Source organism: Shewanella aegiceratis (assembly GCF_019457495.1).
GTDB classification, from domain to species: domain Bacteria; phylum Pseudomonadota; class Gammaproteobacteria; order Enterobacterales; family Shewanellaceae; genus Shewanella; species Shewanella loihica.
Genome location: NZ_CP080416.1, coordinates 3,231,335 through 3,249,398, shown reverse-complemented (window position 1 = coordinate 3,249,398; position 18,064 = coordinate 3,231,335). Strand labels below are relative to the sequence as shown.

The 18,064-nt window shown below is 55.6% G+C and carries 13 protein-coding genes; 8 read left to right on the top strand and 5 right to left on the bottom strand.

Translation table 11 applies throughout. From position 1 onward, the window contains the following. Positions 1-28: 28 nt before the first annotated feature. The gene (trhP, locus tag K0H80_RS14200) at positions 29-1,387 is read right to left on the bottom strand and encodes a prephenate-dependent tRNA uridine(34) hydroxylase TrhP (RefSeq protein WP_144203825.1); all 1,359 of its coding nucleotides are present in this window, start codon (positions 1,385-1,387) and stop codon (positions 29-31) included. 291 nt (positions 1,388-1,678) lie between these two features. Here trhP and K0H80_RS14195 point away from each other — a divergent pair, with 291 nt between their 5' ends. Then, positions 1,679-2,521 (top strand): HDOD domain-containing protein, encoded by an 843-nt coding sequence (locus tag K0H80_RS14195; RefSeq protein ID WP_011866579.1) that lies wholly within the window; start codon positions 1,679-1,681, stop codon positions 2,519-2,521. Between the two features lie 71 nt (positions 2,522-2,592). Beyond that, the gene (locus K0H80_RS14190) at positions 2,593-4,089 is read left to right on the top strand and encodes a putative bifunctional diguanylate cyclase/phosphodiesterase (protein WP_220072000.1); all 1,497 of its coding nucleotides are present in this window, start codon (positions 2,593-2,595) and stop codon (positions 4,087-4,089) included. A 23-nt stretch (positions 4,090-4,112) separates the two neighbouring features. Here K0H80_RS14190 and K0H80_RS14185 read toward each other — a convergent pair whose 3' ends face one another. Both K0H80_RS14185 and K0H80_RS14180 read right to left on the bottom strand, forming a co-directional pair. Then, positions 4,113-4,553: a thioesterase family protein gene (locus K0H80_RS14185; protein WP_220071999.1), complete on the bottom strand. Its 441-nt coding sequence runs from the start codon at positions 4,551-4,553 to the stop codon at positions 4,113-4,115. Positions 4,554-4,654: 101 nt separating this feature from the next. Then, entirely contained in the window at positions 4,655-5,464 is an 810-nt protein-coding gene (locus K0H80_RS14180; protein ID WP_220071998.1) for a substrate-binding periplasmic protein, read from the bottom strand. Positions 5,465-5,790: 326 nt separating this feature from the next. Between K0H80_RS14180 and K0H80_RS14175 the strand changes: the two genes are divergently transcribed. The 5 genes from K0H80_RS14175 to K0H80_RS14155 all read left to right on the top strand — a co-directional run bounded on the left by K0H80_RS14175 (position 5,791) and on the right by K0H80_RS14155 (position 14,183). Next, positions 5,791-8,823, top strand: coding sequence for an EAL domain-containing protein (locus K0H80_RS14175; RefSeq protein ID WP_220071997.1), 3,033 nt, complete (start codon positions 5,791-5,793; stop codon positions 8,821-8,823). Positions 8,824-8,907: 84 nt separating this feature from the next. Beyond that, on the top strand, positions 8,908-10,248 hold the full coding sequence (locus K0H80_RS14170; protein WP_220071996.1) for a DEAD/DEAH box helicase: 1,341 nt from the start codon (positions 8,908-8,910) through the stop codon (positions 10,246-10,248). 84 nt (positions 10,249-10,332) lie between these two features. Continuing rightward, positions 10,333-11,406, top strand: a complete 1,074-nt coding sequence (locus K0H80_RS14165) for a CobW family GTP-binding protein (protein WP_220071995.1) — start codon at positions 10,333-10,335, stop codon at positions 11,404-11,406. Between the two features lie 112 nt (positions 11,407-11,518). Beyond that, on the top strand, positions 11,519-12,889 hold the full coding sequence (locus K0H80_RS14160) for an MATE family efflux transporter (RefSeq protein ID WP_220071994.1): 1,371 nt from the start codon (positions 11,519-11,521) through the stop codon (positions 12,887-12,889). Positions 12,890-13,118: 229 nt separating this feature from the next. Continuing rightward, positions 13,119-14,183, top strand: coding sequence for a TonB family protein (locus K0H80_RS14155; protein ID WP_220071993.1), 1,065 nt, complete (start codon positions 13,119-13,121; stop codon positions 14,181-14,183). Positions 14,184-14,228: 45 nt separating this feature from the next. Here the strand turns inward: K0H80_RS14155 and nadK are convergent, their stop codons facing one another. Continuing rightward, entirely contained in the window at positions 14,229-15,107 is an 879-nt protein-coding gene (gene nadK, locus K0H80_RS14150; protein WP_220071992.1) for an NAD(+) kinase, read from the bottom strand. Positions 15,108-15,472: 365 nt separating this feature from the next. Between nadK and grpE the strand changes: the two genes are divergently transcribed. After that, positions 15,473-16,090, top strand: a complete 618-nt coding sequence (gene grpE, locus K0H80_RS14145; protein WP_220071991.1) for a nucleotide exchange factor GrpE — start codon at positions 15,473-15,475, stop codon at positions 16,088-16,090. Between the two features lie 85 nt (positions 16,091-16,175). On the opposite strand, the gene dxs is transcribed toward grpE, so the two are convergent. Further along, positions 16,176-18,044, bottom strand: coding sequence for a 1-deoxy-D-xylulose-5-phosphate synthase (dxs, locus tag K0H80_RS14140; protein ID WP_220071990.1), 1,869 nt, complete (start codon positions 18,042-18,044; stop codon positions 16,176-16,178). Positions 18,045-18,064: the final 20 nt, after the last annotated feature.

The following is an 18,064-nucleotide window of genomic DNA, read 5'->3' as shown; positions in this document are numbered from 1 at the left end:
GCTGTGTTTAAGTCGTTCGAGGCGAATCTTAAGGGTGTGGCTGACGTGTGCTCTGCTCGCCCGTCAGGTTACGCATCAGGATGGCACGCTCGACCTCGACTTCGGCCGGTACCGGCAGATAGACGAAGTGACCCGAACCTAGTCCCGCCTCGACGCTCTCGCCCTTGCGGTTTTCCAGGTGTTCTATGGTCAGGTTGATGTTGCCCTGGGGCGTCATCAGTTCGACGCTGTCGCCGACGGAGAACTTGTTCTTCACGTCGATCTCGGCCATCCCCTTGGCGTTGCGCTTGCCGGTAAACTCGCCGACAAACTGCTGGGTATCGCTGATGGAGTAGCCATAGTCATAGTTCTGGTACTCGTCGTGCACGTGACGACGCAGGAAGCCCTCGGTGTAACCTCGGTGCGCTAGCCCTTCGAGCTGGTACATGAGCGCCGGGTTAAACTCGCGACCGGCCGCGGCATCTTCGATCGCCTGGCGATAGAGCTGGGCGGTACGGGCCACATAGTAGAAGGACTTGGTACGACCTTCGATTTTCAGTGAATCTACGCCCATCTTGGTCAGGCGCTCGACGTGCTGGATGGCGCGCAGATCCTTGGAGTTCATGATATAGGTGCCATGCTCATCTTCAAACGCCGGCATATACTCGCCCGGACGTCCCGCCTCTTGTAGCAAGACGATCTCGCTGCTTGGCGCGCCTTCGCCCAGGGTAGGGTTGTGCATCTGCACCTCGGGGTTAACCGCCACTATGTCGCCGGTCTCTGTCTGCACCGCCTCGTGGGCGTCGTACTTCCAGCGGCAGGCGTTGGTGCAGGTACCCTGGTTAGGGTCACGCTTGTTGATATAGCCAGAGAGCAGGCAGCGGCCTGAATAAGCCATACACAGGGCGCCGTGTACGAAGACCTCAAGCTCTATGTCTGGGCAGCGTTGACGTATCTCTTCGATCTCATCCAGCGACAGCTCGCGAGAGAGGATCACACGCTTGATCCCTTGTTGCTGCCAAAACTTTACCGAGGCCCAGTTGATGGCATTGGCCTGAACAGACAAATGCACCGTCTGATCCGGGAAGGCCTCGCGCACCATCATGATAAGACCCGGGTCTGACATGATCAGCGCATCGGGCTGCATGGCCACCACTGGCTCCATATCCTTGATATAGGTCTTGAGCTTAGTGTTGTGGGGGGCGATGTTGCTCACCACATAGAGTTTCTTACCCAGGCTGTGGGCCTCTTGGATACCCGTTGCGAGGTTTTCCATCTTGAAATCGTTGTTTCTGACACGCAGGCTATATCTCGGTTGGCCAGCGTAAACCGCATCGGCGCCATATGCGAAGGCATAACGCATATTTTTTAGGGTCCCGGCAGGAGACAGCAGCTCAGGTTTAAACATCATTTCTCTCAATTAACAGGTATCGAACAAACTTGGGGCGGGCATTTTACTCAATGGGACAAGGCTTATGCAAATTAGAAGTTGTTTATTTTATCGACAGCCGTCAATGACTGACGATAAAAGCGGGCAAACAGGAGAAATTTAAGCCAATTAATAACCTATAATCTTAAACTTAGCTAAAATTACACAAATTCTTAACTGGATGGATGATTTTTACCATCACGGTTAGCAAGAGTGCTGATATACTCTCTGGCAACATCAATATGGGCATAGTTTTTTTAAGGAGTTTGCATGTCTAGCGAGCATCAACTACTGGTTGGGTTACTGAAAAAGTTAAAGGCAGATGCTTTGGTCTTGCCGACTTTGCCCGAGGTAGCAATGCGCGTTCAGGAGGTGGTTTCCCGCCCCGACTCCAGCCCTAAGCAGGTGGCCGAAATAATCGGTCAGGATGCCGCCATCTCGGCCCGTATGATCAAGGTGGCCAACAGCGCCATGTATAGCCGCGGCATCAAGGCGGAAAATATCAACGCGGCGGTGACTCGCATCGGCCTGACGCAGATCAAGGCGATCGCCACCTCAGTGGCCATGGAGCAGCTGTTCATCTCTACCAACGAGATGGTGTGGGAGGTGATGGACGAGGTGTGGCGTGCCTCTATCGAGGTGACCTCGGCTGCCTGCGCCCTGCTACTCAAGTATTCCAAGACCCATAAGGGCTGTGGACTCAATTACGACACCCTGACTCTTGCGAGCCTGGTGCACAATATCGGCGCCTTGCCGGTACTGACCGAGGCCGAGGCCAATCCCCATCTGTTTACCAGCATAGAGCAACTCAGGGCGCTGGTGAGAAAGATGCAGGGGCCGCTAGGTCGCGCCGTGCTCAAGAGCTGGGACTTCTCGCCCGAGGTGACAGAGGTGGTCGAGCGCTGGGCGGATCTGCCTTATCTGCCAGAGCAGGTGACCTATCTGGATTTCGTGCGCGCGGCGGCCTTCTATACCGGCGAACTGCGTGCCGGTCACGATCTGGAGGAGCGTCTGGACGTGTTCCTTCAGCGCGGATTACCCGTGAGCCCGGAATATCTGGGATCGGATGAATTTCTCGACAACTACCATTCGATTAAATTAAGTTATGAATAGATAAGGCCTGGTCGGCAGAGTGTGCCGATCCGTCTTGTCGTTTCTTTATTTATCAAAATATTAGGGATTGTGTGACGGCAACTGAGCTGATTTGGTTAATAGTCTATCTGATAGCAATCGGCATCGCTGGTATCATCTACTGGTACTGGCATAGGCGCACTGAGCTTAAGTTTCTTAAGCGTCTGGTGACCCAGTTAAGTCAGCAACATAAGGTGCGCCAGCCCCTGAATATTGCCACCATTCCCTACCGTTTTATCCCCCTCTATGTGCAGCTGCAACATCTGCTGAAACAGCTGCCGCCCCCCAAGGGGCGCGACAAGCTGACCGGGCTGCTCAATCGTGTCGGCCTCAAGGCCAAGTTGACCCGCAAGATGCCTCTCACCCATGGGATGTTTGTGCTTATCGATATTCACCGCTTTCGCTATGTGAATGATCTCTTTGGCTTCTCCCTGGGGGATAAGCTGCTGCAGGCCTTGGCGGAACGTCTGGAGCGACGAATCGGCGATAAGGACATGCTGGCGCGGATGAATGAAGATGAGTTTCTGATCTACTTTAATACCCCCATGAGCGAGGCGGAGCTTATGGTGTTTCAGCAGGGGTTGGCGCAGCCCATCAGCATCAAGGGAACCGTGATCAATTTGCAGCTGCAACTTGGCTATCTCGAGCTGTCATTGCACCACGCGGATGTTAGTCAGATGCTGCGCCGCCTGGATCTGGCATTGGTGCGGGCCAAGTCGGCCAGTAACTATATCGCCGCCTATCAGGAAGGGGATGATCGCAGTCAGCATAGGCAGTTGACCATAGTCAGCTGTTTCCCCAAGGCGCTGGAGCAAAACGAACTCTATCTGGTGTTTCAGCCCAAATATAATCTGGCCACAGGCAACTGCACTCACGCCGAGGCCTTGATCCGCTGGGACAGCTCTGTGCTTGGGCCTGTCTCGCCGGGTGAGTTTATCCCGCTTTTAGAGTGCGCCGGGATGATCAGCCTGCTCAGCCAGTGGGTGATCGATCAGGTGCTGTTGCAGCAGGTGCGTTGGCAGGAGAGCGATATTCGCCTGCAGTTGGCGATCAACCTGGCGATTGACGATCTGAGCGAGAAGCAGCTGAGCGAGCGGATCATCACCCGCTTGAAGCAACATGGGCTCAGTGCTCAGGTGCTCTCTATCGAGATCACCGAGAGCCAGCTGATGACAGACATGGTGCGCACCGTGGCCGTGCTCAATCGCCTCAAGCGCGCCGGCGTCAAGGTGGCCATAGACGATTTTGGTACCGGTCACTCCTCGCTGGCCTACCTCAAACACCTGCCGGTGGACGAAGTTAAGATAGACAGAGCCTTCCTGACCGGGCTGGAGTCGGACCCTCGGGCGCAGCATATCGTTCGCAGCGCCGTCGACCTGGCCAAAGGACTAGACTTTTCGGTGACTGTCGAGGGTGTCGAGCAGATGCCGGTATTTAAGCTGCTTCAGCAGATGGGGGTCGATAAGGTGCAGGGGGATATTTACGCCAAACCGATGCGAGCTCCAGAGCTTGAGATGCACTGGCGCAAGTTAAATCGGCCGCTCTGCTAGGATTTAAGAGCTAAAAGGCTTTATTACAGGCTGATGGCTTGGTCGAAGTGACGGCCGAGCTCCTCGATGAGGGGCGGCGCCATGGGGCAGAGCTGTCTCGCCTTGTTCATGCATACCATCTCGATATGGGCGGTCACCGCTGGCTTGGTGCCCTTGGGACGCCAGATCTCCTGCTGCCATACGGTGCGATACTTGCTCTCGAAATAGAAGCGGGTACGTACATCCACCACGTCGGCAAATTCAACCCCTTCATGGCAGAGCATGTCGCTGCGATAGACGGCAAAGCCCAGGCCGTGCTGCTGCCAGAGGGCTGCCAGTCGCTCGGCGCCGATCACATGCTCGCGGGCACGCTCGAAATATTTCAAGAAGTTAGGATGGTACACCACGCCGGAAAAGTCGGTATCTTCGTAGTAGATCTGCACCGGAAAATGAAAGGTAGGGCTGAACTTATCGTCTGGCTTCATCTGGAGTCTGGGCTAAATAACGCTATATAAGAGAGGCGGCCAGCATAGCATACTCTCGGTCTGTCATGGCACGACTTGTTGGCGAGTGGTGTGTTAACGTGCTATTTGCTGGCGATAGCCTGTAGGCTGTTCATTATGCTCTGATAGCTGCCGTCTTGCTTGAGGGCCTTGAGGCCGAGATCTAGCTTATCGGCAAACAGCTGGGCGTTGGGACGCTGCTTGGAGAAGGCCACATAGAGGTCGCCGGTATGATTGTGCACGCTGCGGCTAATCACCTTGCCGACCCCCATCTGACCAAGATACTGATTGGCTACCTCGTCGTACATGATGGCGGCATCGATGCGGTTGAGCAGCAACAGGTTGATCAGCTGATTGTGATTGTCCACCTCGACTAATTTGAGCTGCTTAAGCTCAGACAGCTCATCGCCATATTCATAGCCCTTGATGATGCCGACAAGCAACCCCTGGGGCAGGTGCCATTTGTCCTCTGCCTGCAGCGGATGGGCATTGTTCTGATAGAAGGAGGCTGAGGTGGTGAACAGGGGGATCTGGCCGAAGACAAACTCCTCCTGGGTCTTACGCTCTTTGTGCAGATTAAAGACACCATCTACTATGCCTTGCTTGGTCATCACCACGCCGCGGGCATAGGAGACCACCAGACTGTCGACATCGACATTGACCCGGGAAAACGCCTGCTTGACCAGACGATGGGACAGGCCTTTGCCATAGGGATCGGCAAAAGGCGCCCAGTTATCTTCGGCGGCCAGCTTGACCTTTAGCGGCGCCGACGGGCTGTCGGCCGAGGCCATATTCAGCTCCTGGCCAGTGACGGTGAGGCTAAAAAGCGCCAGCATGAGTGTCAGGCCAGAGGTGAGTTGATTGATTTGCCGAGATAAGCTGGGGTGCAACATCAGATTCCTTGCAGCGGTCGCGTCCTTATGTTGCCCATGATAAGGGGTTTTCGAGGGAGATCAACTGCATTGCTGCGGCTGACGGGGTGTTTTTTGTAGCATTCGAGCTACATCTGTGTGTGGCTTAGGCGATTTAGGCTGTCATTCGCTGCTGCCGCGGTGATTTGTATTGCTGGGCAAGGGGTTGCGGGACTGAGGGAGAGGCGTTCAAAATCATTAGCTTATTATGATTTAGTGGGTTTTTTTTTCGGGGCTTCTGCTACACTCTGAATGATGTTATCAGGTTGATAATAAAAAACTTAGCCTCGAGAAAATTTAAGCCTTGTATGAATCAAGATACATTATTTTCGCTCTCTCAAAATGCCGCGCTCTTGTTGATCATGGTATTTATCTACGACGCGGTGCCACGGCACCATCGTAGCGAGTATTTTCTGTTGTGGCGCCTCATCATGGGGGCGGTAATAGGCGGCGTGACAGTACTGACCATGATGACCTCCTGGGAATATCAGCCCGGGGTCTTTATCGATACCCGCTCTGTGGTGTTGGCCATCAGTGGGCTCTTCTTCGGCGGCCTGCCTACCTTCGTCGCCGCTTCTGTTGCCTGTGCCTATCGCCTGTTCCAGGGGGGGGATGGCATGCTGGTCGGGGTGACAGTGATTCTAGTCTCCGCCCTGTTTGGCAGCCTGTGGCGCTACTATCGCAAGACCACCATCGCCGATCTCAGCTTTATCGAGTTGTATCTGTTTGGTTTCCTGCTGCATTTCTCGACCCTGTCGCTGCTGTTTATTCTGCCCTTTTCCATGTTTGTCGATCTCCTGGTGCAGATCGCTTTGCCTGTGATGTTGATTTTTCCCATAGTGACGGCCCTGCTGGGCATGTTGCTGGCCAGGCGGCTGGAGGTGGAGCGGGACGCTAAGATCCAGCTTCAGGATGACTTTATTTTTCGCTCGCAATTTAACGTTGGCAACATGGGGATAGCCATCACCTCGGTGGATCAGCATTGGATTAAGGTCAATCCTCGCCTGTGTAAGATGCTTAAATATTCTGAGACAGAACTGCTCAATCGCACCTGGACCGAGCTGACCTATTTCGAAGATCTTAAGGCGGATATGACTCAATTCCAGCGCATGTTAAAGGGGGAGATAGATGCCTACGAGATGGATAAGCGCTTCGTCGCCAAGGATGGGGAGATTGTCTATACCCACCTGACGGTGGCCTGTCGCCGCAACCATAACATGGTGGATATGGTGATCGCCGGTCTTATCGACATCACTGAGCATAAGCGGGCGGATATGGCGATGCGCACCAGTCAGGAGCGCCTGGCCTTGGTGCTGGAGAGCAGCGATCTTGGCATGTGGGACTGGGATATCAAGAGTAACGAGACCAAGCGTAATCCCTGGTGTGCCAAGGTGCTGGGCTGCGACCTCGAGAAGCTCAATCGCGACAGCCGTATCTGGATCGACGCCATCCATCCCCAGGACAGGATGGCGGTGTTGAACTCCATCGACCGTCACCTCAAGGGGGAGGCTCAGAAACATTACATCGAATACCGGTTGATTAGCCTCAGTGGCGAAGAGCACTGGATCTTGGACACCGGCAAGGTGGTGAGCCGCGACCGTAATGGCCTGCCGACCCGCATGTGCGGCGTGCACTCGGACATTACCGAGCAGAAGAAGGTGCAAGAATCGCTGGAGCTGGCGGCCTCTGTGTATAACAACTCCAGCGAAGCCATGAGCGTGCAAGATCACAAGGGGCATATCATCACCATCAACGCCGCCTTCACTGCGATTACTGGGTACAGCCAGGAGGAGGCGCTGACGCAAAACATCCGTATATTGCAGAGTTCCCGCACCCCGAGAAGCCAATACGATGAGATGAACAATGCCATTCGCGATACCGGCTATTGGCAGGGGGAGCTGTGGATCAAGAACAAGAGCGGCGAGGAGTATATGGTCTGGTTGACTATCAATACCATCTTCGACCAGCACGGCCAGGTGTACCGCAGGGTGGCGCTCTTCTCCGACATCACCGAGAAGAAAGAGGCTGAGCATATCATCTGGAAACAGGCCAACTACGACCCCCTGACCGGCCTGCCCAATCGCCGCATGTTGCTGGAGTACCTCAATACCGAGATATTGCGTATCGATCGTAATCATAGCCACTTTGCCCTGATGTTCCTGGATCTGGACTTCTTCAAGGAGGTCAACGATACCCTGGGCCATGATATGGGAGATCTCTTGTTGCAGGAGACCGCCAAGCGGCTCAAGGGCTGCATCCGTGAGTCGGATGTGGTGGCGCGCCTGGGGGGCGATGAGTTTACCGTAGTGCTCTCGGGGATCGACTCCCCCAGCGGCGTCGAGCGGGTGGCCCAGAGCATACTGGAGCGCATCGCCGAGCCCTACAGCCTGGGGGATGAGACCGCCTACATCAGCGCCAGTATCGGCATTACCATCTATCCCGACGATGCCACCAGTATCGAGGGGCTGCTGAAACATGCGGATCAGGCGATGTACGCCGCCAAGGAGCAGGGACGCAACCGATTCCATTACTTTACCCCGTCGATGCAGGAGTACGCCCGCTATCGCATGGCGCTGATTAAAGATCTGCGTAACGCCATCAATCGCAAGGAGTTTGAGCTCTTCTACCAGCCTATCGTCGACATGAACAAACAGGGAGTCTACAAGGCGGAGGCGCTGATCCGCTGGGTGCATCCCCAACGAGGGCTGGTCTCGCCGGGCGAGTTTATTCCTGTGGCGGAAGAGACAGGGCTTATCAACGAGATAGGTAACTGGGTATTTGAGAAGGCCGCTCAGCAGAGCGCCCGCTGGCGAACTCAGCATGGCGTCGAGATCCAGATCAGTATCAACAAGTCGCCGATCCAGTTCAGGGACGAGGGTGACACCTTCAGCGACTGGCTGGCGCTTCTGCGGCATCTCGAGCTCTCCAGCAACGCCATCTGTGTCGAGATCACTGAAGGTCTGCTGCTGGATGCTTCAATGGGGGTGACCGACAAGCTGCTGGCCTATCGTGACGCCGGTATTCAGGTGTCTCTGGATGATTTCGGTACCGGCTATTCGTCGCTGGCCTATCTGAAGAAGTTCGACATAGATTATCTCAAGATCGATCAGTCCTTTACCCGTAATCTCGAATCCGACAGCGACGGTGTGGCCCTGTGTGAGGCGATCATAGTGATGGCCCACAAGCTGGGGATCAAGGTGATCGCCGAAGGGGTGGAGACCCAGTTCCAGCACGATATCCTGGCTAGCGCGGGATGTGATTTTGCCCAGGGCTATCTCTACTCCAAGCCTGTCTCCCTACCGGAGTTTGAGCGCCTCTATGTTAACCCCGAGGCGCGCTAGCCTGAGCAGTGAAGATAGCATTACCTTTATGGGGCGCTTTTTGCTAGACTCCGCGCTCACTTTTTGTCAGCTCGCAGGTTGCCCATGAATTTCGATGCCCTCCCGTTAGACCCCTTACTGGCCCAGGCGGCTAAGGCCTGCGGCTACGAAAGCCTGACTCAGGTTCAGGCCAAGGTGATCCCCACGGCGCTGGCCGGGCGGGATCTGATGGCCTGCGCCCAGACAGGAACCGGTAAGACGGCGGCCTTTAGCTTTGTGTTGTTGCAACGCCTGCTCAATCAGCCCAGACAGCAAGGACAGCTCAGAGCCTTGGTTCTGACTCCAACGAGAGAGCTGGCGATCCAGGTGGCAGATAGCATCAGTCGCTACAGCCAGTTCACCGAGCTGACCACACTGGCCGTCTATGGCGGCGCCAACATCAATCCCCAACGCAAGGCCTTGGCGAGAGGGGTCGATATCCTGGTGGCCACGCCGGGGAGGCTATTCGATCTCTTGGGCCAACATGATTTGAGCCTGGAGACGGTTGATCAGCTCATTGTCGATGAGGCAGATCGCATGCTCGACATGGGGTTCGTGAGAGATATCGAGCGCACCAAGCGGCTCTTGTGCGTGTCTCACTCGACCATGTTGTTCTCGGCCACCTTCACCCCAGAGGTGAAGGCATTAGCCACTAAGATGCTGGATAACCCTGAGTGGATCAATGTGACCAGCGCTAGTAGCGGGCCGCAGATCGAGCAGAAGATCTATCCCTTAGATGCAAGGCGTAAGGCGGAGCTGCTGGCCGAGCTTATCGGCCGCAATAATTGGCAACAGGTGCTGGTGTTCGTCAACACCAAGGAGAGCGCGGAGCGCCTGCACCGCGAGTTGAAACTCGATGGCATCAAGAATGCGGTGTTTCACGGGGATAAGACCCAAGGGGCGCGCAATCGGGCGCTGGAGCAGTTTAAGGCCGGCGAGCTGAGAGTGCTAGTGGCGACCGATGTGGCCGCCCGCGGTCTGGATATCACCGCGCTGCCCTTAGTGATCAACTTAGAATTGCCCGATGAGCCTCAGGACTATGTGCATCGTATTGGCCGTACCGGCCGCGCCGGTCTCAGTGGGGTCAGCATCTCTTTTGTTGCCAAGCAGGATGAGGCCGCACTTGCGGCGATCGAGACTCTTATCGGCAAGACCTTGCCACGTGAGGTGCAGCCGGGATATGAGCTAGGGGCGCCGTTACCAGCCAGGTATCGCGAGCTCGACGCCGCCGTGCAGCCAAAGGCCAATCAGTTTAAGAAAGGCAAGGGGCAGAAGTTCGGCGGTCAGGATAATCGAAGAGGCCAGAGTCGCACTAAGGCACCCCAGCGCAAGGCTAGTAGCGACAAGGCTGGTAGTGGTAAGGCGAGACGTCCATCGAGTGATATGGGCTTTCGGGGCAAGCGCTAGCAGGTTAAGCGAGGGCTGCTGAAAAGGATTGCAATCTCAGGCCCGCCCTCTACACTGGGGCGATTTTTCAGTGCGGAGCCGCCAATGATCCTCAAGCCTATTCCTACCCATGTCGTGACAGGTTTTCTCGGTGTGGGTAAAACCAGTTTTATCCAATATTTGCTCGCCCATAAGCCAGCCGATGAGACCTGGGCCGTGCTAGTAAACGAATTTGGCGAGATTGGCATAGACGGTGAGCTGCTCAAGGGTGAGGGCGATGATGTCGCCATCAAGGAGGTGGCGGGTGGTTGTCTCTGCTGCGCCGCAGGGGTGCCGACTCAGGTGGCGGTCAACCAGCTTATCGCTAAGGCGAGGCCTGATCGTCTGTTTATCGAGCCCACTGGGCTGGGCCATCCCAAGGCTATCGTCGAGACCCTGAGCCAGGGGCATTTCAAGCCGGTGCTGTCGATGCGAGCCAGTCTCTGTCTGGTGGATCCCAGAAAACTCAATGACCCGCGTTACCTCGAAAGCGAACTGTTTACCGATCAGCTAAGCATCGCCGACCTTATCCTGGCCAACAAGATGGATCTGGCAAGCTTGGCTGACTTGCAGCAGCTAGAGGCCTATCTGAAGCAGCAATCCATCACGGCCGAGGTGTTGCCGGTGCAGGTGGCGCAGCTCCTCTCGGCAAAAGAAGCCAGTCTGTATCAATATCTTGAGAAGCACTATTTTGCGCGCCCAACCGCCTGGCGCATTAGTAAGCCTGTAAACTCGACAGGCTCCTCGCTCTTAGGCAGCCGGCCCGCGATGCCCTTCGATGAGGCGGATGATGCGCGTAAACTATCGATTGATGAGCAGGCATTTGATGAGCTGGGGATTTACCGCGCCAGCAATCGGCATGAGGGCCGTTATACCCTGGGCTGGGTGTTCGACTGTCGCTATGAGTTTGACTTCGAGGCTTTGGTGGCCTGGGTAAAGGCCCAAGATTGTCTGCGCCTCAAGGCGGTGATGATAACAGATGAAGGGATCGCGGCCTTTAACTATGTGGACGGTCAACTTGGCGTGATGGAGCTGGATGATAGCTTGGATTCGCGCCTGGAGATGATAGCCGAGAAGCCGCAGCCCCAGGCCGAGATAGAGCAGGCGCTGCTCAGTCTCACTAAACGCCTGTCTAACTAAACGCCTGCCTATCTAAACGTCTCGCTATCTGATATCTTCGCTCTCCAATAGCCGTTTAGGTGTTGAATCAACAAATTATCAACAAACATGATAGAGAAATTTTCCGAAAATCATGACCGAGCATCATGCCGCGCACCAGAGTGATGAGCACTCAGATCTAGCCACAGCCCCCATCCCTAAGCTGGTGTGGCGCTACGCCATTCCCACCATACTCTCCATGGTGGTGACCGGCGTCTATGTGGCCATCGACGGCATGTTTGTCGGCCATTACCTTGGCGAGGTGGGGCTGGCGGGCATGATGCTGGCCTATCCCGTGGGGGCGATACTCTACGCCGTCGGCGCCCTGATCGGCATGGGCGCCGCATCATTGGTGTCGATAAATCTGGGGCTTAAAGATGTCGCCCGGGCGCGGCACTTGCTGGGTAATGCCTTCACCCTCTGTCTGCTGGCGGGCACCGGACTGGCCCTGCTGGGTACCCATTGGAGCCAGACCATACTCATCTGGCTCGGGGCCGAAGGGGAGGTGCTGACCAGCGCCGAGCAGTATCTGTTTTGGTATTTTGCCCTCGGGGTCTTTCCCGTGCTGGCCATCGCCTTTACCGCCTTGCTGCGCAACGATGGCCGCCCCGGCTTCGTCACCCTGGTGCTTATCCTCTCGGGCTGTTTGAACGTGTTATTGGATTGGCTGCTGATCGTCGTCTTTCCCTATGGCCTGGCGGGCGCCGCCATCGCCACCATGATATGTCAGGCCTTCACTGCGCTCGCCTGCCTGCAGCATTTCTTCACTAAGCGCACGCGATTGGGGATCAACTGGCAGCAGATGCGTCTGAACCTGGATCATTGCAGCAACATCCTCAGGGTCGGCGTGCCAAGCTTCTTGATGAACCTCTACCTCTCCATCGTCCTGACCCTGCATAACATGGCGTTTCTCTGGGTCGGCGGCCCCATTCATGTGGCGGCGTATGGGGTGGTGAGCTACGCCGAGGCGCTGTTTTACCTGATCTTCGAGGGGATAGCCTTCGGTACCCAGCCTCTGTTTAGCTTCAACACCGGGGCGAAGCGTTTCGACAGGGTGTTCGAGACCCTGAGGCTGGTCATTATCATGACCCTGGTGACCGCGCTGGCGGGCGTCGCCTTCATCTACTGGGCGCCAGAATATCTGGTTTATATCTTTGCCGGGGATAATTCTGAGCTGACGCCCGTGGCGATAGAGGGGATGCGTCTCTACTTCTGGGGACTGCCGTTTGAGGGACTTATTCTGGTGGGCGCCGCCTTCTTCCAGGCGATCAACCGTCCTAAGGAGGCCTCGATATTGACAGGTAGCAAGCTGGTGCTGATCGCCATGGTGCTCTATCTGTTCGCCTGGCTGTTTGGGGTTACAGGCGTCTGGATCTCCCTGGCAAGCTGCTCCTTATTGCTGACCATCTGGATGGTTTACACTTTAACTAAGCTTTCCAAGAAGTTAACTAACCCAATGTTTTAAGTTAGTCAGGGATTTTAATTAGCCAGTGATTTAAGTTGGCCTGGATTCCTGTTACCCTAGTGGCGATTGTAGTTTCCGCGCTGCGAGTCGATACTCCGGGTGTGCCAAGGTGGGCGTATCCCGGCTGAGATTCGGCAAGGCTGTTTAAATTTATATAGGAAACTAATCGCTGGACGCCATTCTCTATATGAGAATGTTGCAGGATCACAAATAAGGATATTTGTTCACTATGAAGAAGTCATTATCAGGCCTCGCCCTGGTGTTGTGCGCGCACTTCGCTGCGCCCCTAAGTTTCGCCTCGCCATTTAGCGAAAGCTACGCCGCCTATCAGCAGGCGCTGGCCGGGCAAGATAAAGCCCAGGTGGCGCTTACCGCGGCCAAGGCCTACGAGCTAGGCCAGGGCTATTTCGAATCAGACAGTATCGATCTGGTTAATCTCGAGCTTAATTTGGCCACTGCGCTGCAAGATAGTGGCGAGACTCAGGCCGCCCACGAGCATTTCAACAATGTCATTCAGGTCTATCGAAAACATTTTGGCCGCGACGCCATAGAGCTAGTCGATCCCTTGATTGGCGCCGCCCAGACCATGCCCGCCTCGAGAGAGAAGGTGGATCTGTTTAAGCAGGCGATCGCCATCGCCGAGGACGCCGATAAGCCGCTGCTGCTGGCCGAGGTGAAGATGTTGACCTTTCATGGTCTGGCATCGACCCATTTCTATACCCGGGAGATACGTGACGAGGCGCTGGAAGCCTACGAGATCTATCGCCAAGAGATGCCGGCCGATGCCATGTCAAGGCTCAAAGCCACCTACTATGTCGGCATGATCAAGGCGGCGGAGAAGAAGTATGACAAGGCGGTTCCTCTGCTCGAAGAGGTGATCAAGCAGTTCTCCGTGCTCGACTTTAGCCATCCCTACAAACTGGCCGCCCATGCGCGTCTGGTGGAGATCTATGAGGCCGAAGGCGAGAGCGACAAGTCGACTCAGCATTGTGTGGCGATCGGCAGCATGAAGCCCTGGTCTGACGAACAGGAGCAGGCGCCCCTCTATCGGGAAGCGCCAAAGTACCCTATCTCCTATGCCAGAGATCGACGGGAAGGCTGGACCCAGATGTCCTTTACCGTGGATGAGCAGGGATTTGTGCGTGACCCTGTGGTGCTGGCCTCTGAAGGGGGACAGCAGTTTACCCGCGAGTCGCTAAAGGCCATCAAGCGCTGGCGCTACGCCCCTAAGTTTGTCGATGGTAAACCCGTACCTGCCGAGGTGAGCGTGCAGCTCGAGTATAAGGTCAACTAACAAGAAGCCCGCGATAGATGCGGGCTTTTTAATGATACTTGTGGCCTAAAACAGCTTGCTGCCCCAACCCAGTTTGTTTCGAAGCACGTGGAAGTAGTTGTAGCCCTTGGGGTGGATCAGTCTGAGCCGCTCCTTACTGCGCCTGACGATGATCTCGTCCCCCGGCAATACAGGCAGAGTGACGTGACCATCACAGCTCACCTCCAGGGCGTCGCCGTTGTCCGGCGACACGACCAGCTTAATGATGCTGCAGGCGTCTACCACGATTGGGCGGCAGGAGAGGGTATGGGGAAACATTGGCACCAGGATCAGGGCTTCCAGATTCGGCGTCAGTATGGCGCCACCGGCAGACAGCGAGTAGGCGGTCGAGCCCGTTGGGGTGGAGACTATCATGCCGTCGGCGCGCTGGCTGTACATGAATTTGTCGTCGATATAGACCTCGAACTCGATCATATGGGCAATCTTGCCCGGGTGGAGCACTGCCTCGTTGACCGCGGTGTTGCTCGACTTCATCTCGCCGTGTCTGTGCACCTCAGATTCCAGCAGGAACCTGTGCTCAGTCTCGTACTCGCCCTGTAGCACCTTGCCCAGGGCCTCTTCGAAGGTATCTGGGGGCAGGTCGGTAAGAAAGCCCAGGTTGCCGCGGTTAACGCCAATCACGCCGATATCGAAGCGGGCCAAGACCCGTGCGGCGCCGAGCATATTGCCGTCACCGCCCACCACTATCGCCAGATCGCAATACTCGCCAATCTGCAGCAGATCCACGGATTTCACCTGTGGGCTTATCTCGGCGGCAACCCGCTCTTCGACATAAACATCATAGGACTGCATGGTCAGCCAGTGGTGCAGACGTTTGAGGGTCTTATGGGTCCCTGAGTGATGGGGTTTGCCGATTAAGCCGATTGAGTGAAACGCTTTGCTCATATTTCTGTTTGATCCATGCCTTAGGGGCTGTTGAACTTTCCTGTTTGTTTTTGCGGCAATTTGTAGGCCATTTATCCCAGGCAGAGCCCGTGTCATGTAGTTATTCTACATAAACGGGCGATAACGCAGTAGAAATGGTCTACAAAAGCTGCCCGAAGGGTTCATCTAAACACCCCTTGAGTCGTGTGGCGTACTATTACATAGAATAAGTATGCGACACAGCGCGGGCCTTGAGTAAAAAGCGTTTAGATAGAACAAAAATCAAATCTGAAAGATAAACAGACCCTAGGGCTTGAAACCTCAAATTTGATCCCCATAATATGCCCAGAGCATGCAGAAACAAAGCATTTTTAGCTGGAGTAACAATGAGCAAAGAGTCAAACAAAGCCCAAGAACCACAGATTGAAGAAACCGAAGCTGTAGCCGTTGAAACCGAGGTGGTTGAAGATGCAGCCAGTTTGATGGACGAGCTTACCCAAGCTAATTTCCGAGTTGAAGAGCTGGAGCAGGCCCTGGCCGCTGCCGAAGCTAAGGTGGAAGAGCAGAAAGATTCTGTGATCCGCGCCGCCGCCGAGGTAGAGAACGTGCGTCGCCGTGCGGCCATCGACGTCGAGAAGGCCCATAAGTTTGCCTTGGAGAAGTTTGCCAACGAGCTGCTACCTGTTATCGATAACATGGAGCGCGCGCTGCAAGGCACCAGCAGTGAAGATGAGGCCACCAAGGCTATCTACGAAGGGGTTGAATTGACCCTGAAGACCTTCACCAGCGCCGTGGCCAAGTTTGGTCTGACCCAGGTCGATCCACAAGGTGAAGCCTTTAATCCGGATCATCACCAGGCGATTGGTATGCAGCCTAGCGAGGAGTTCCCGGCCAATACCGTGATGATGGTGATGCAGAAAGGTTATATGCTAAACGAGCGTCTGTTGCGTCCTGCTATGGTGATGGTGTCTCAGGGCGGTGGCAGCGTCGATACTCAGGCTTAATTGGCTGAGGCTGATTTAAGTCAGTAAAAGAAAGCGATAAAAAAGGCCTCAATATGAGGCCTTTTTTGTTCGCATAAAATGGATTTTACTTCGCCAGATAGGCGCGGATCTGCGCTTCTATGCCCGGGCCATCCAGCTGTAGCTCGGCCAGGATCTCGCCGCACTCGCCATGCTTGATAAACTCATCGGGCAGGCCGATATTGAGCACAGGCATAGGTAGCTTAAGCTGCTGTAGCAGTTCGAGTACGCCCGAGCCTGCGCCGCCCATGATGGCGTTCTCTTCCACAGTCACCAGCAGATCATGGCTGGCAGCCAGTTGTTTCACCAGCTCCACATCTAGCGGCTTAACGAAGCGCATGTCTGCCAGGGTGGCATCGAGCGCCTCGGCCGCCTGACTCGCCGATGCCAGCGTGGTACCGAAGTTGAGGATAGCTATCTTTTTGCCTTCGCGCTTGATCAGGCCCTTGCCAATCTCATAGGCGGTCATGGTCTCGACCTGAGGCTCGCCGGTGGCGCTGCCACGTGGGTAACGGATCGCCGTCGGTCCCTCGTTGTAACAGTAGCCTGTGTAGAGCATCTGGCGACATTCGTTCTCATCCGACGGCGCCATGATCACCATGTTAGGAATGGCGCGCATATAGCTGAGATCGAAGGCGCCCTGGTGGGTCGGGCCGTCAGGGCCGACGATGCCGCCACGGTCGATGGCGAAGATCACCGGCAGTTTCTGCAGCGCCACGTCGTGGATCAGCTGATCATAGCCGCGTTGCAAGAAGGTAGAGTAGATCGCCAGTACAGGCTTGTAGCCTTCACATGCGAAGCCGGCGGCGAGTGTCACCGCATGTTGCTCGGCGATGGCCGCATCGAAATACTGATTCGGGAAGCGCTGGGAGAACTCCACCATGCCTGAGCCTTCACGCATGGCCGGGGTGATCCCCAGTACCTTGTCATCCTTCTGAGCCATGTCGCACAGCCAGCGACCAAACACCTGAGAGAAGGTGGGGTTAGCCGGTTTCGCGGCTGGCTTGGCGAAGGTGGAAGGATCGAACTTAGGCACGGCGTGCCAGCCGATGGGGTCTTTCTCCGCCGGTTCGTAGCCTCGTCCCTTCTTGGTCATGATGTGCAGAATCTGCGGGCCGGAGAGGTTGCGCATGTTGCGCAGAGTCTCGACCAGGGCGTCGACATCATGGCCATCGATAGGGCCGATATAGTTAAAGCCCAGCTCCTCAAACATGGTGCCGGGGACGACCATGCCCTTGAGATGCTCCTCGGTGCGCTTGGCCATCTCTTTGATGACAGGCATCCCTTTGAGCACCTTCTTGCTGTTTTCGCGAATAGTGGTGTAGAGACGGCCCGACATCAGTTGCGCCAAGTGGTTGTTCAGCGCACCGACGTTCTCGGAGATCGACATCTCGTTGTCATTGAGCACGACCAGCATGTCGTTGTGCAGATCGCCGGCGTGGTTCATGGCCTCAAATACCATGCCGCCCGTCATGGCGCCGTCGCCGATGACGGCCACGACCTTACGGCCCGCCTGTTCTTTCTCGGCGGCAACGGCCATGGCCAGCGCCGCGCTGATAGAGGTGCCTGAGTGCCCCACGCTGAAGGTGTCATATTCGCTCTCTTCCCGCCAAGGGAAGGGGTGAATGCCGCCTTTTTGGCGTATGGTAGGCATCTTGTCCCGGCGACCCGTGAGGATCTTATGGGGATAGGCCTGATGGCCCACGTCCCAGATCAGGCGATCGAATGGCGTGTTGTAGACATAGTGCAGGGCTACCGTCAGCTCGACCGTGCCCAGGCCAGAAGCGAAGTGGCCACTGGAGATGCCTACCGACTGTAGGAGATAACTTCTGAGTTCGTCAGCAAGTTTTGGTAGCACACCCTGGGGAAGTTGTCTTAATTCATCTGGGGTGTCGGCCTGTGCCAGCACAGGGTATTTCGTAATATCCAAACTCATAGCGAGATTCTTTGGCTCTT